A 14,016-nucleotide genomic window follows, 5' to 3' on the forward strand; every position below is an offset into this window, starting at 1 on the left:
CGGTCGCCGTCAGCCTTCCGGCGGTGCGACGAAGTCGATCAATTCCTCGACGGCGCCGAGCATCTGGGGTTCGAGGTCCTTCCAGGAGTTGACCTTTCCGAGCAGGTGCTTCCAGAACTCGCCGGGCGAAGCCGTGAGGCCGAGCGCGGCGATCACACCCTCCTTCCAGGGCTGTCCTCGCGGGATCTCCGGCCATCGGTCGATGCCCAGCACGGCCGGCTTCACGGCCTGCCACACATCGACGAACGGGTGACCGGTGATCACGACGTTGCGATCGCCGATCTCCGACGCGATGCGACTCTCCTTCGACCCTTCGACGAGATGGTCGAGCAGGATGCCGAGGCGGCGGTTGTCGCCGGGGCGGAAGCCGCGGACCCGGTCGGCGAGATCGTCGGCGCCTTCGAGTTGTTCGACGACGACCCCCTCGACACGAAGATCGGCACCCCAGACCTTCTCGACGAGTTCGGCGTCGTGGATGCCCTCCACCCAGATGCGGCTGGCCCGAGCGACGCGAGCGGGCACGTCGCCGAGGTCGATCGAGCCCGAGGCGGTCAGGGTCGGACCGGTGGCCTTCGGTGCCGGGGCGCGCAGCGTGACCGGCACCCCCTTGCCGTCGATCGCGGCGCGGACCGAGCCGTCGGCGTAGCGAAACGTGTGGTCCTTGCCGTGGCGGTCGCGCAGGACGAGCTTCGGCGGGCTGAACTCGACCAGGGCGCCGACGATGCCGCTGCCCCGGTCCTCGAGCACGAGCCCCCGGGTCGCCTCCATGACCGGTCGTTGGCGGGCGCGGGCGGCCCGGCTGCCGGTCGGGTCGTCGAGATCGATCGTCTCGAGACGGGGTCGGGTGCGATCGTCTGGCGGTGACATCGCGACCGACGCTATGTCGAGCGTCCCGCTCACGGGTGGAGGGCAGCCTGCGAATCCTGGGAGCCTTGACTCACGGAGTAAACACTCACAGTGTTTGGCCGACAGAGTAGGTTGTGAGCGTGGTCGAGCATCCCGAGCATCCCGAGCGGTACCGAGTCGAGGAGATCGCCGAGCGCGTCGGGATCGCGGTCGACACCATCCGCTACTACCAGCGCCGCAAGCTCCTGGCCGCTCCCCACAAGCAGGGGCGGGTCGCCTGGTACGACGCGTCGCATCGGCGTCGCCTGGAGGAGATCCGGGCGTTGGCCGACCGGGGGTTCACCCTCGCCCAGATCAAGGACCTTTCGAGCGACGATGCGTCCGGGCTGCTCGCCGACCTCGCCGCGAAGCATGCGGGCGATCCCGATCTCGACAAGGCCGAGCTGGCACGGCGGGCCGAGGTTCCCGAGTTCATCGTCGACATCGTCGTCAGCGCAGGGCTGCTCGTGCCCGTCGCCGCGGCCGGCAGCGACGAACCCCGCTTCCCGGCCGACGCGGTCGACATGCTCGTCGCGGCTCGCACGCTCGTGAGTGAGGGCGTGACCCTCGAAGAGCTCACCGCCCTCGCGATGAGGCATGCCACCCACGTCGAGGACGTGATCGACGACGCCATCGAGTTGTTCAAGCGCCACAGCGACCGGCGCGGCGGCAGCCGCGACGACCTCATCGGGATGATGCACCGACTCGTGCCGGTCGCCTCGGATCTGGTCGGTCGTCATTTCGAACGCACATTGCGGGCGAGGGCGCTTGCCCGCATGGGTGGCGATCCCGCCGATGTCGCTGCGCTGGGGGGCGGGCTCGTCGTGTTGGCGAGGCGCCTCGACGTCCGGGTCGATGCCGTCGCCGTCTTCGCGTCGTCGACCGAGCACCACCGGTCCCTGTGGATCAGGCCCGACCGGGGCCTCGCGTTCGTCGGACTCGGTGCGGTCGAGATGATCAACCCGGTCGGCGACGGCCGGTTCTCCGCGGCGTCTGCGGCACGGGCGGCGCTCGCCGCCCGTGTGCACCGAACCGGTCCGGCCGACGCGCCGGCGCCCGTGCTCATGGGTGGGTTCTCGTTCTCGTCGTCGGGCTGGGGTGCGACCGGGGTCGATACCGAACGGGGTCCCGACTGGTCCGGCTTCCCCGAGGCGAGTTGGGCCCTGCCGGAGCTCACCTTCGTCGATCGTCCCGACGGCTCGTGGATCCTCGCGGCGACTCGGGTCGAGGGAGGCGTCGAGGACTCCGCGGCGATCGATGCGCTCGACCGCAGGGTCGATGCCGTCGTTGCGGAACTCCCCGCCGCGGTCCCCGTCGATCTCGACTTCCGCGACGGTGAGGTCAACACCGACGGTCCCGGCGCTGCGGCCTACGAGGCGCTCGTCGCCGAGGCCGTCAAGGCCATCGCCGCCGGCGAGATGGGCAAGGTGGTGCTCGCTCGCACCCATGAGGAGCCCGACGTCGACGCGACGGCGGTGATCGCCCGCCTCAGGGCCCGGTATCCGACCTGCGCCGTCTTCTCGTTCGCCGTCGGCGAGCGCCAGTTCCTCGGCGCCAGCCCCGAGCAGCTCGTGGCGCTCGACGGACGGCAGGTGCGGACCGCCGCCCTGGCCGGCACCACCGGCGTGGGCTGGGACGACACCACCGACAAGGGACTGGCGGCGGAGATGCTCGCCTCGGCGAAGATCCGGGCGGAGCACCAGTTCGTGGTCGACGACATCACCCAGCGTCTCGCCGCTCTCGGCCTGGTCGGCGAGACCCCGCCGGAGCCCGAGGTGCTGCGCCTCGCCCGACTCCAGCACCTGCGCACGCCGATCACGGCTCGTATCGAACGGCGGGCGGGGGGCGTGAGCGACATGGACGTGCTGCGGGTCGCGGGGGTGTTGCACCCGACACCCGCGGTGGCGGGCACCCCGACCGCCGCTGCTGTCGGTTGGCTCGAGGCCCGTGAGGCGTTCGACCGCGGCTGGTACGCGGCCCCCGTCGGATGGTGCGATCTCGACGGCAACGGTGAACTCCGCGTGGCCCTCCGTTCGGCTCTGGTCGACGAGCACGGCACGGCGATCCTCTTCAGCGGCGCCGGCATCGTGGCCGACTCGGTGCCGCACGACGAGCTCGCCGAGACCGGGGTCAAGCTTCGGGCGCTGCTCGACGTGATGGATCGGTGATGGGAACCGACCCCGTCTACGACGTCGTCGCCGCGTTCGCGGCCGGTCTCGTGGAGCAGGGTGTGACCGACGTGGTCATCAGCCCGGGCTCTCGCTCCACACCGCTGTCGATCACCCTCCATGCCCAGCCGGGTCTGCACACCTGGATCCAGATCGACGAACGTTCCGCGGGCTTCTTCGCACTCGGCCAGGCGAAGGCGACCGGGCGGCCGTCGGTGCTGGTCTGCACGTCGGGGACGGCTGCGGCCAACTACCTCCCGGCCGTCGTCGAGGCCAACCATTCGGGAGTGCCGCTGATCGTCTGTACGGCCGATCGACCTCCGGAGTTGCGCGACTGGGGCGCCGGTCAGACGATCGATCAGGTCGGGATCTTCACCACCAACACGCGGTGGGCGGTCGATCTGCCGGTGGCCGGCGACTGGACCCCGGCGCGGGCCCGCATCGCCGCGCACCGCGCCGTCGATGCCGCGAGGGGGGCCGCCCCCGGGCCCGTCCATCTCAATTGGCCGCTGCGGGAACCGCTCGAGCCGGTCGCGAAGGTGCCGGTCGTCGCCGCGACGGCGCGGCCGCTTCGCCCGTCCGAACCGGTCGGTGCGTCGTGTCCGGCGATCACCCCTGGTCGGCGTGGGGTGATCGTGGTCGGGCCCGACGCGGATGCCGACCCGGGTCGCCGTCGAGCGATCGTCGACGGCGCTCTCGCACTCGGGGCGGCGGCCGGCTGGCCGGTGATCGGTGAACCGATCTCGGGAGTCCGGCGCGCCACCGAGGTGCCCACCGGTGCTGTACGCGTCGCGCATGCCGACCACCTGTTGAAGGTCGACGAGATCGCCACGGAGTTGCGTCCCGACGTCGTGGTCCGCGTCGGCGGCAGTCCGACCACCAAGCCCGTGCGACTGTGGCTCGAACGCCATCGACCCGAGCTCGTGTTGCTCGACCCGGCCCGCCGCTGGAACGACGCCTCGTTCACCATCGCGCACCACATCACCGACGACCCCGGGGCGACCCTCGCCCGGTTCGCGATCGATGCCGCCGACGCCGACGCCGACGCCGACCCGGCATGGGCCGGGCGCTGGCGCGACCTCGAGCGGACCGCGGCCGATGTCGTCGCCGGTCTGATCGCGAGCGGCGGCCTCCTGAGCGCGGCGGTCACCCGCGTACTGGCCGACACGGTGCCCGACGGCGCGCTCGTGATGACGTCGAACTCGATGCCGGTGCGCGATCTCGACTCGTTCGTTCCCCTCGGCGGACCGGTCGTCGAGTTCGTCGGCAACCGGGGCGCCAGCGGGATCGACGGGATCACGTCGACGGCACTGGGTCTGGCCAGCCGCCACGACGGGCCGGTCGTGCTCTACACGGGCGACATCGCGCTCCTCCACGACCTCGGTGCGCTCTTCGGCGCGGCGCGGGCCGGTCTGCGACTCGCCGTCGTCTGCGTCGACAACGACGGCGGCGGAATCTTCTCGATGCTGCCGGTGGCGGCGCGGGGAGCCGACGTCGACTTCGAGACGCTGTTCCGCACACCGCACGGCCTCGACCTCACGGGATTCTCGGGCATCGGCGGCGTGACGGTGAGCCCGGTCGCGAGCGCCGACCAGCTGCGCGATCGGCTCGGGGAGTCGGTCGCCGGCACCGCTCCGGGCATCGACGTGGTGCTGGTGCCGGTCGACCGCGATGCCGACGTCGCACAGCGGCGCGAGATCACCGCGGCGGTGCGCGCGGCCCTCGTGCCGTGACCGTGTCCCGCCATCGGTTCGATCTCGACGGCGGCGTGGTGATGTGCGTCGAGGTCTCCGGTGCCGGGCCCCCCGTCGTCCTGCTCCACGGGTTCACCGGCGATGCGTCCACCATGGGCGTGTTGACCGATCGTTTGGTCGGGACCCACACGGTGATCGTTCCCGACCTCGTCGGCCACGGCGGATCGACCGGTCCCGCCGATCGGCACGGAGTCGACGACATGGCGGCACAGGTCGTCGCGGTGCTCGAGGCGCTGGGGCATCCCGCCCCGCACGACATCGTCGGCTACTCGATGGGCGGTCGCGTCGCGCTCACCATCGCGTGCCGGCATCCGGAGCTGGTCGCGTCGCTGTCGCTCATCGGGGCGTCCGCCGGCCTTGCCACGGAAGCCGAACGGGCCGCCCGTCGCCGGGCCGACGCCGAGCTCGCCGATTCGATCCTCGCCGACGGTCTCGCGTCGTTCGTCGACCGATGGATGGCGAACCCGCTCTTCGCAACCCAGGCACGACTCGGTGACGAGTTCCTGGCCGAGGCTCGGGCGCAGCGGATGGGCAACGATCCGGAGGGCCTCGTCCGCAGCCTGCGCGGCGCGGGCACCGGCACGATGCAACCCCTCCACGAACACCTGGGGCGGTGTGCGATGCCCATCGGTCTGGTCGTCGGCGGCGACGATGCGAAGTTCCGCACCATCGCCGAGGAGATGGCCGGGTCGTTGCCGGACGCAATGGTGTCGGTCATCGACGGTGCCGGTCACGCCGCCCATCTCGAACGGCCCGACGACGTCGTCGCGGCGATCCGCCGCACCCTCGCCCGTGCCACCGTGCGATCGCTCCCCTTGTCGATCCCGCTGCGGGGTTCGCACACGACGGGACGCGGCACCGCCCGGCGTCGCGACAGCGTGCTGGTGAGCCTCCGCGCCAACGGCCACACCGGATGGGGTGAGGCATCACCGCTCCCGGGCTGGTCGATCGAAGACCTCGACGCCGTTCGGATGGCTCTGGGCGCCGGCGCACCGGTCGAGCCGGGCCACTCCGGGTGGGATGCAACGGCGCCGTGGCGAGCGTCTCTGGCGCAGTGGCCATCGGCGCGAGCGGCGGTCGCCGGCGCGGCGCTCGACCTCGACGCGAGGCGGGCCGGTCTTCCCCTCCACCGCCACCTGGCCCGCTGGCACCCATCGCTCGACCCTGCCGGGGCGCTCGACGTCGTCGTCGTCAACGCACTCGTCTCCGCGTCGGACCCCGCAAGTGTCGCCACCGAGGTGCGCCGTCATCGCGACGCCGGCACGACGACCGTGAAGTTGAAGGTGGGTGCACTCGAACCGGACGCGGATCTCGAACGCGTGGCCGCGGCTCGCGCCGCCGGACCCGACCTCGCGCTGCGGCTCGATGCCAACGGCGCGTGGGACCACGACACCGCGGTGTCGATGCTCACGCGGGCCGCTGATCTCGGCATCGTGCTGTGTGAGGAACCGGTGGTCGGCATCGAGGCGATCGCCGCGGTCGGGCGGGCCGTCGCCGTGCCGGTCGCGGTCGACGAGTCGGTCCGTTCGAGCGTCGACCTGGAGACGGTTGCGGCGCATGCCGATGCCATCGCCGCGCTCGTGGTCAAGCCCCAGGCACTCGGCGGACCCGATGTGGCGATCGACGTGATCCTCGCCGCGCGACGGGCCGGGCTGGAGATCATCGTCACATCGATGATCGACAGTGCCGTGGGCCTCGCCCATGCCGCCCATGTCGCGGCCGCGTGCGGCCTGGGCTCGGCGCACGGATTGGCGACGGCCTCGATGCTGGCGGTCGACATCGCCGCGGGCCTCCCGGTCGTCGCCGGGCGCATCGAGATGCCGACGGAGCCCGGGCTCGGAATCGGCCCCGTTTCGCCGGGGTCCGGATCGCCGTCGTAGCCTCGGCGGCGTGGATCTCTACATCATTCGACACGGCCGTCCCGAACGTCAGGTGCTCGCTGCCGGCGCAGGCACCGCCGATCCGGGACTCTCCGAAACCGGACTCCTCCAGGCGGCGAGGGTCGCCGAGTTCCTCGACGGCGAGGGGATCGATCACATCGTCTCGTCGACCATGCGGCGGGCCTACGAGACGGCGCTGCCCCTCGCGACGAGCCTCGGCTACGAGATCGAGCAGCTCGACGACATCAAGGAATCGGACCACAAGAACAGCGTGTACATCCCCGCCGAGGAGATGTCGCCCGACGACCCCGATGCCGCCCACTTCTTCGAGGGCGACATCCACGACCACGTCTTCAGCGACGGCATCGAGCATTTCACCGAGCGGGTGAGTCGGGGCTTCCAGCACATCATCGACACCAACAAGTCGAAGAAGGTCGCCGTCTACTGCCACGGCATGGTGACATCGATCTTCCTGCGGACGATCCTGCGCTTCGAGGATCCGCTCTCGCTCACGCCCGACTATTGCGGCATCAGTCGCGTCCGGGCGGCGTCGAACGGCATCCGGTCGGTGCGGTCGATCAATGAGACCCACCATGTCCGCGATCTGATCGAGTGGTGACATGAAGTCGATCCGGGTCATCGACGGGGTGCCGACCATCGAGGACGGCGAGTTCGTCCTTCACGACGGCGACGTGCGGGTGAAGGTGGCGGCGGTCGGCATCTGCGGTTCCGATCTGCATCTCCTCGATGCCGGGTGGGCCGAGGGACGGGTGCTCGGGCACGAGATCTCCGGCTACCTCGACGACGGTCGGGCGGTGGCGATCGAGCCGTTCCGCTCCTGTGGCCACTGCCTTCCCTGCATCGCCGGTGACCGCCACGCCTGCGCCGCCGGGGCCGAGGTGATGGGCATCATGGCCGACGGGGGGATGGCCGAGTACCTGAGCATCCCGACCGACGCGCTCGTGCCCCTGGCCGCGGGAATCGACGTCGGCGATGCGTCGCTGGTCGAGAACCTCGCCGTCGCCGTGCACGGGCTCAATCGGGCCCGGCTCTCTTCGGGCGACAGGGTCGCGGTCGTCGGCGCCGGCCCGATCGGACTCGCACTGGCCGCGGCACTGGGTCGGGCCGGATTCGCGGTGTCGATCGCGGCCCGTCACGAGCACCAGCGGGTCGCCGCCGAGCGGATCGGCGCGTCGATCATCGACGACTCGACAGGCTTCGCGGCAGGATTCGATGTCGTGTTCGATGCCGTGGGCAACACCGCCTCGATCAAGGAATCGGTTCGCCGCGTCGTCCGTGCCGGTCGGATCTGCATGGTCGGATCGTTCTGGGATCCGGTGGAGATCGACATCGGTCTCCTCATGCAGGAGGCCGAGCTGATCCCGGCGATGATGTACGGCCGCACGCCGAGCGGGCGCGAGATCGACGGCGCCGCTGCGCTCCTGGCCGAACTCCCCGAGCTGGGCGACACGATGATCACCCATCGGTTCCCGCTCGACGGTGCGGCCGATGCGTTCGCCACTGCTCGTGATCGCGCCGCCGGCGCGCTCAAGGTCGTCTTCGAACCCCACGCCTGACCACCACGCTGCCCGATGCCCTGGATCGATGTCACGGAGCCGTACGCCGATCCGCCGAAGGCCGTCGGCCCGTTGACCGAACCGGTCGACGCCGACGGCGTCGACCTCGACGACCGTTGGGGATCGATCGTCGGATCGGTGCTCACGGGCGGCGTCGATCTCGGTTCGTGTGCACAGGTCGAGGTACGGGGTTCGGTGTTCCGGGGCGTGAGCTTCCGGGCCGATCCCGAGGTCGAGTTCGATGTCACCGCGTCGACCTTCGTCGACTGCGACCTGAGCGCGTTGCGGTTCACGAAGCTGACCAACACGCGGTTCGAGGGATGCAAGCTCTCCGGTGTCGACGTCAGTGCCGGTCTTCTCCGCGATGTCGTGTTCGAGCGCACCCTGCTGAAGCTCAGCGTGCTGCGCATGGCCGAACTCGAGCGGGTCGAGTTCCGCGACGCGACGATCGACGACGTCGACGCCTACGAGGCGAGTCTCGCCCATGTGTCGATGCCGGGCAGTGTGCTGCGGGCCGTCGACCTCGACAAGGCCCGCTTCCAGGCGGTCGATCTGCGGGATGCCGTCGAGCTCGACATCCGTTCGTGCCGTCGGTTCGACGGGTGCCTGCTCGCCCCCGAACAGCTCCCGGCGCTCGTCCACCTGTTCGCCGAGGCGGCGGGTGTGTCCGTCGTTCGTCCCGGGGAGGAATAGCGTCGTTGCGGGTAGGTTGACACCACCATGACGGACATCGCCGACGACCGATCCGCCGAGTGGGCCCGCCTGCGCGAGGCTCATCTGCGAGATCCCGACGACCGCCCTGCATCGACCGCTCGGGGGGTGCACCACGTGGCGCTGCTGTGCACCGATGTCGAGCAGACGATCGCCTTCTACCAGGGCATCCTGGGCTTCCCGTTGACGGAACTCTTCGAGAACCGCGACTACGAGGGCTCGACCCACTTCTTCTTCGACATCGGCAACGGCAACGCGCTCGCCTTCTTCGACTTCCCGAAGCTCGGCCTGGGTGACTACGCCGAGGTCCTCGGTGGTCTGCATCACCTCGCCATCTCCGTGTCCCCCGAGTCGTGGGCGCAGCAGAAGGCAGCCCTCGAGGCGGCGGGCGTCGACCTCCACATCGTCGACAGTTCCATGTATTTCCGAGACCCCGACGGCGCCCGCGTCGAGCTGATCAACGACCCGCTCGGGGAGATGTACGGCAACCGCGTGATGTAGGCGGGTCGGTCCTACCCTTGGCGCCGTGTCCGATCCCTCTGCGCTCACTCTCGTCGTCATGGCGGCCGGCCTCGGCTCCCGGTTCGGCGGCACCAAGCAGCTTGCCGAGGTCGGCCCCGACGGCGAGGCGTTCCTCGACTTCTCGATCATCGACGCGGCCGCGGCCGGTATCGAGCGCGTGGTCCTGATCGTGCGCACCGACATCGAGGACGACGTCCGGCGTCACATCGAACGTCGCCACGCCGATCGCGATGTCGCCTTCGTGCGTCAGGACGAGCACGGGCCCGCCCGCAAGAAGCCGTGGGGTACGGGCCACGCCGTGCTCACGGCGGCACCGGTGGTGCCCGGGCCCTTCGTCGTCTGCAACGCCGACGACTACTACGGCCGGTCGACCTATGCCGCCGTCGCTCCTCTGGCCGCCGAACTGCCCGACGACCGGGCCCTGCTCGCCGGCTTCCGGATGGACCACACGCTGCCGGCGACCGGCGAGGTCAGCCGCGGGGTCTGCGAGGTCGACGGCGATCGGCTCACGTCGCTCGTGGAGACCCACGGCATCGGCCGGCGAGGCGACGGCACCATTACCGCCACCGACCCGCCCGGAGCGCTGGCCGACGACACGGTGTCGTCGATGAACTTCTGGGCATTTCCCCATCGCCTGTTCGGCGAGCTCGAGTCGGGTTTCGCCGCGTTCCTCGCCGATCACGGGCACGAGGAGAAGTCCGAGTACCTCCTGCCCAGCGTGGTCCACGAGCTGATGGCACGGGGTGAGATGACGGTCGGTGTCGTCCCCACCGACGAGGCCTGGGTCGGCGTCACCAACCCCGACGACCTCGAGATCGCCCGAGCCCAGATCGCCGCCCTCCGCACCTGAGAAAGTACTGGGGTCAGACACCCATACCTTCTCCGGGAACCGGAGGCGCCCGAGGGTCGTCAGAGTCCACATGAAGCTCCGCACGCTCTCTCTCGTTCTCGTGGTGATCCTCCTCGCGGCTGCCTGCGGTGACGACACCGAGGCCACCGGCCCCGAAGGCGCCACGACGACACTCGGCGGCGACCGCGGCTGGCTCGAGGGCGACGGTCTCGAGTGGCTCGGCGGCAGTGACCGCGCCGGCGGCGACCTCGACATGGCGAGCGAGGCGGATCTCGCGACGGCCGACGGCGAGTTCACCGACATCGGCCCGATCGAGCCGCCGATCGACGACTCGCCGCTGCGGGCCGGTTCCATCGACGACGGCGACGACGTCGACGCGTATCTCGACTACCGCGCTCGCATCATCGACTCGGGTATCGACGTGCGTGAACTCGACCTTCGTGATTCGACGGTGTTCACCGTCGTCGGCAACAACGGTCTGCCGGTGCTCGACGCGGTGATCGAGCTCTGGGATCCGACCGTCGACCGGGCCGTCGAGGCACCGATCGTGACGCTGCGGACCACCGCAGACGGATCCGTTCGATTCGCCCCGGGCGCGATGGCCGAGGGGTCGGATGCGCTGGTCGCCGTCGTTCGGGTGGGCGACACTTCGGTCGACGTCGAGTTCGAGCGGGGTGCTCCGTCGGTCGATGTCACCGTCGACGCCCCCGGCGGTGTCGACGGCTCGGTGCCGCTCGACATCCACTTCGTCCTCGACGCCACGGGCTCGATGGGCGACGAGATCTCCCGCCTCCGCGACAACATGACCTCGGTCGCCACCCAGATCGCCGCCCTTCCGAGTGCGCCCGACGTGCGCTTCGGCATGACCGTCTATCGCGACGAGGGTGACCTGTTCGTCACCCGCACGTTCGACCTCACCGACGATCTCCAGTCGTTCCTCGACGCGCTCGCCGACGTGCAGGCCGACGGCGGCGGTGACTACCCCGAGGCGCTCGACGAGGCCCTGGCCGACGCGCTCGACAAGCCGGCCTGGCGTCGGGACGGTGCCGTCGAGCTGGTGTTCCTCATCGCCGATGCGCCCCCGCAGATCGACCGCGCCGTCCAGCAACCCTCGTCGGCGTCGGCGATTGCCGCGGCCGAGGCCGGCGTGAAGATCTTCCCGGTCGCGGCCAGCGGCACCGACGATCAGGCCGAGTACGTGATGCGGGAATTGGCCTTCGTCACCGGTGGACGCTTCGTGTTCCTGTCCTATGGCGTCGACGGCTCGTCGACCGCTACCGGTGATCGCACCGACATCACCGCCGACGACTACGACGAACTCCCGCTCGACGCCCTCGTCGTGCGCCTGGTGCAGGACGAACTGTCGGCCCTCACCGGCGACGATGCGGCGCCGGTACCGACCACCACGGCACCGATCACGACCACGACCTACGAGCAGTAGACACGCTGCGAGATCAGTAGATCGTCGGCAGCAGCGTCAGCAACGTCTCGAGGGCGTCGGGATCTCCCTCGGCGCGGATGCGACCGTCGGCGCGTAGCTCGTCGGCACTCGCCGAACCGCCGATCAACGCCGCCAGTGCGCTCCCCGACATGGCCACGGTCGCGTCGGGTGTGTGGCCCTCGACCACCCGGAGCAGGCCGGGGGAGATCTCCACAGAGAGATTCGCGTCGTCGATGGTCATGCGGACGATCGACCGCTGGGCGATCTCGAGGAGATCGAGTCGCTTGCGTCGAGAGCAGTCGGCCAGGGCGTACGCGAGCATCCAGTCGTTGATGGTGACGTCGACGAGCATCGGCAACCCGAAGTCGAACAGCGCGCTGATGACGGGCGCGATGCCCTCGCCCCGTTCGGTCAGCGCGTAGCGAGCCTTGGGCTCTTCGAGTTGATGGACGATTCCGTACGCGGTCAGCCGGTCGGTCGCGTCCGAGAGCTCGGTGTCGGTGAGCCCAGGGTTGCGTTCGATGAGGCCCTGACGGCTCTGCGGGCCGGCCCACAACATGTCGCGCAGGAGCAGCAGTGACCAGCGATCACCGATCGCATCGAGCGCCACCGCCACCGGACAGAACTGATTGAACCCCACTGCCGGTGTCGCGTTCCCCGCCATTGGGCCACAGTACGCGTTCGGCGGGTGATCTGGCGCATCCCTTCCACTTCTTGCGTTCCGGTCGGGATCGTCCGCTTTCGGCGCCCGAGCGACACCCCGGTATCGTGCTCACGGTTCGTCCGAGTCTCAGGAGTTTCATGCGCGGCATCATCGCCAGCGGGGCCTACATCCCTCATCGTCGTCTCGACCGCGCAGAGATCACTGCGCTCTTCGGAAAGGGTGGAGGCAAGGGAACCCGGGCGGTCGCCGGCCACGACGAGGACACCACCACGATGGGTGCCGAGGCCGCCCGCATCGCCCTGTGCACGGCGGGCGACGTGGCGATCGATTCGATCTGGTTCTCCACCTCCACACCGGCGTATCTCGAGAAGACCAACGCCACCGCGATCCACGCCGCGCTGCGGCTCGAACCATCGGTCGGCGCGCTCGACATGGGCGGTGCGCTGCGGTCGGGCATCGGTGCGCTGCGGACGGCGCTGCAGGGTGGCGGAACCACTCTCGTGATCAGCGCCGACATCCGCGATGGCATGGCGACCTCGGCCGACGAGGCCAGCGGCGGTGACGGCGCAGCAGCGCTGATCATCGGCGACGACTCCGCCGGTCCGGTCATCGCCGAGTACGTCGGTGCCGGCATCGCGACCGACGAGTTCCTCGAACGTTGGCGCGTGCCGGGTGGTGAACGTTCCCGGGTCTGGGAGGAACGCTTCGGCGAGGTCACCTACGCCCCGCTGATGAAGGCCGCGTTCGAGGCGGCACTCACGAACGCCGGCATCGCGGCCGACGACATCGACCACCTCGCGGTGGCCGGCATGCACATGCGGGCGATCCAGCGCGGGAGCAAGGCGTTCGGGGCGGCGGCCGAGAAGATGGTCGGCGATCTGTCGTCGACGGTCGGCAACACCGGCACCGCCCACCCCGCCATGCTCCTCACCTCGGCGCTCGAGGCCGCCGGGCCCGGCGAACTGATCGCCGTCGTGATGTTGGCCGACGGTGTCGAGGTCGTGATCGTACGGACCACGCCGGCGATCGCCGACTACCGGCCCTCGGCTCCCGTGGCGGCCCAGGCCGCGGCCGGCGCGCCGATCAGCTACGGCAAGTTCCTCTCGTGGCGCGGAATGGTGGCGGTCGAGCCACCGAACCGGCCGGCCCCGAACCGGGTCTCGGCCAGCGCCGCCCACCGGCGCGAGGACTGGAAGTTCGGTTTCGTCGGTACCCGTGATCGCAGCAGCGGCATGATCCACCTCCCTCCCGCCCGCGTCTCGCAGAAGGGCGGCGCCGTCGACGACATGGAGCCGGTCGCGATGGCCGACACCCAGGGAACCATCGCCGCGTTCACCGTCGACAAGCTCGTGTACTCGCCCAGCCCGCCCGTCGTGTTCGCGGTCGTCGACTTCGACGGCGGCGGGCGTGCTCCGCTCGAGTTGACCGACGTCGACCCCGACGAGGTCGAAGTCGGTGGCCGGGTCGAGCCCACCTTCCGGCGCCTCTCCACGAGCGACGAGATCCACAACTACTTCTGGAAGGTCCGACCCGTCAGGGACGGACAGGGAGGCGAGGGCTGATC

The 14,016-nt window shown here is 70.1% G+C and carries 12 protein-coding genes; 10 read left to right on the forward strand and 2 right to left on the reverse strand.

Translation table 11 applies throughout. From position 1 onward, the window contains the following. Positions 1-9: 9 nt before the first annotated feature. Entirely contained in the window at positions 10-867 is an 858-nt protein-coding gene (locus R2707_19665) for a DUF3097 family protein (GenBank protein MEZ5247314.1), read from the reverse strand. 119 nt (positions 868-986) lie between these two features. On the opposite strand from R2707_19665, the gene R2707_19670 reads away from it, so the two are divergent. The 9 genes from R2707_19670 to R2707_19710 all read left to right on the forward strand — a co-directional run bounded on the left by R2707_19670 (position 987) and on the right by R2707_19710 (position 11,788). Then, positions 987-3,053, forward strand: a complete 2,067-nt coding sequence (locus tag R2707_19670; GenBank protein ID MEZ5247315.1) for an isochorismate synthase — start codon at positions 987-989, stop codon at positions 3,051-3,053. Further along, a complete protein-coding gene (gene menD, locus R2707_19675) occupies positions 3,053-4,786 on the forward strand; it encodes a 2-succinyl-5-enolpyruvyl-6-hydroxy-3-cyclohexene-1-carboxylic-acid synthase (protein ID MEZ5247316.1) in 1,734 nt (577 codons plus the stop codon). The genes R2707_19670 and menD overlap by 1 nt, the downstream gene beginning before the upstream one ends. Further along, positions 4,783-6,687: a 2-succinyl-6-hydroxy-2,4-cyclohexadiene-1-carboxylate synthase gene (gene menH, locus R2707_19680; GenBank protein ID MEZ5247317.1), complete on the forward strand. Its 1,905-nt coding sequence runs from the start codon at positions 4,783-4,785 to the stop codon at positions 6,685-6,687. The genes menD and menH overlap by 4 nt, the downstream gene beginning before the upstream one ends. Before the next feature lie 10 nt (positions 6,688-6,697). Next, positions 6,698-7,306 carry a histidine phosphatase family protein gene (locus R2707_19685; protein ID MEZ5247318.1) on the forward strand — a complete coding sequence of 203 codons (609 nt, stop codon included), beginning with the start codon at positions 6,698-6,700 and terminating at the stop codon, positions 7,304-7,306. A 1-nt stretch (position 7,307) separates the two neighbouring features. Continuing rightward, positions 7,308-8,264, forward strand: coding sequence for an alcohol dehydrogenase catalytic domain-containing protein (locus R2707_19690; protein ID MEZ5247319.1), 957 nt, complete (start codon positions 7,308-7,310; stop codon positions 8,262-8,264). Between the two features lie 15 nt (positions 8,265-8,279). Next, positions 8,280-8,957, forward strand: a complete 678-nt coding sequence (locus R2707_19695) for a pentapeptide repeat-containing protein (protein MEZ5247320.1) — start codon at positions 8,280-8,282, stop codon at positions 8,955-8,957. Positions 8,958-8,984: 27 nt separating this feature from the next. Continuing rightward, positions 8,985-9,476 (forward strand): VOC family protein, encoded by a 492-nt coding sequence (locus tag R2707_19700; protein MEZ5247321.1) that lies wholly within the window; start codon positions 8,985-8,987, stop codon positions 9,474-9,476. Between the two features lie 25 nt (positions 9,477-9,501). Beyond that, positions 9,502-10,347, forward strand: a complete 846-nt coding sequence (locus tag R2707_19705; protein MEZ5247322.1) for an NTP transferase domain-containing protein — start codon at positions 9,502-9,504, stop codon at positions 10,345-10,347. 70 nt (positions 10,348-10,417) lie between these two features. Then, positions 10,418-11,788 carry a VWA domain-containing protein gene (locus tag R2707_19710; protein ID MEZ5247323.1) on the forward strand — a complete coding sequence of 457 codons (1,371 nt, stop codon included), beginning with the start codon at positions 10,418-10,420 and terminating at the stop codon, positions 11,786-11,788. 13 nt (positions 11,789-11,801) lie between these two features. Here R2707_19710 and R2707_19715 read toward each other — a convergent pair whose 3' ends face one another. Next, the gene (locus tag R2707_19715; GenBank protein ID MEZ5247324.1) at positions 11,802-12,452 is read right to left on the reverse strand and encodes a winged helix-turn-helix transcriptional regulator; all 651 of its coding nucleotides are present in this window, start codon (positions 12,450-12,452) and stop codon (positions 11,802-11,804) included. 137 nt (positions 12,453-12,589) lie between these two features. On the opposite strand from R2707_19715, the gene R2707_19720 reads away from it, so the two are divergent. Beyond that, positions 12,590-14,014, forward strand: a complete 1,425-nt coding sequence (locus R2707_19720; GenBank protein ID MEZ5247325.1) for an OB-fold domain-containing protein — start codon at positions 12,590-12,592, stop codon at positions 14,012-14,014. Positions 14,015-14,016 lie beyond the last annotated feature (2 nt).

The sequence above is a fragment of the Acidimicrobiales bacterium genome (genome assembly GCA_041394245.1).
In the GTDB taxonomy this organism is placed as follows: Bacteria; Actinomycetota; Acidimicrobiia; order Acidimicrobiales; family Aldehydirespiratoraceae; genus JAJRXC01.

Excerpts from the sequence above, each read along its gene's own strand:
- R2707_19665 (MEZ5247314.1), bottom strand. The coding sequence starts at position 867 with ATGTCACCGCCAGACGATCGCACCCGACCCCGTCTCGAGACGATCGAT.
- menD (MEZ5247316.1), top strand. The coding sequence starts at position 3,053 with ATGGGAACCGACCCCGTCTACGACGTCGTCGCCGCGTTCGCGGCCGGT.
- R2707_19690 (MEZ5247319.1), top strand. The coding sequence starts at position 7,308 with ATGAAGTCGATCCGGGTCATCGACGGGGTGCCGACCATCGAGGACGGC.
- R2707_19695 (MEZ5247320.1), top strand. The coding sequence starts at position 8,280 with ATGCCCTGGATCGATGTCACGGAGCCGTACGCCGATCCGCCGAAGGCC.
- R2707_19700 (MEZ5247321.1), top strand. The coding sequence starts at position 8,985 with ATGACGGACATCGCCGACGACCGATCCGCCGAGTGGGCCCGCCTGCGC.
- R2707_19710 (MEZ5247323.1), top strand. The coding sequence starts at position 10,418 with ATGAAGCTCCGCACGCTCTCTCTCGTTCTCGTGGTGATCCTCCTCGCG.
- R2707_19715 (MEZ5247324.1), bottom strand. The coding sequence starts at position 12,452 with ATGGCGGGGAACGCGACACCGGCAGTGGGGTTCAATCAGTTCTGTCCG.
- R2707_19720 (MEZ5247325.1), top strand. The coding sequence starts at position 12,590 with ATGCGCGGCATCATCGCCAGCGGGGCCTACATCCCTCATCGTCGTCTC.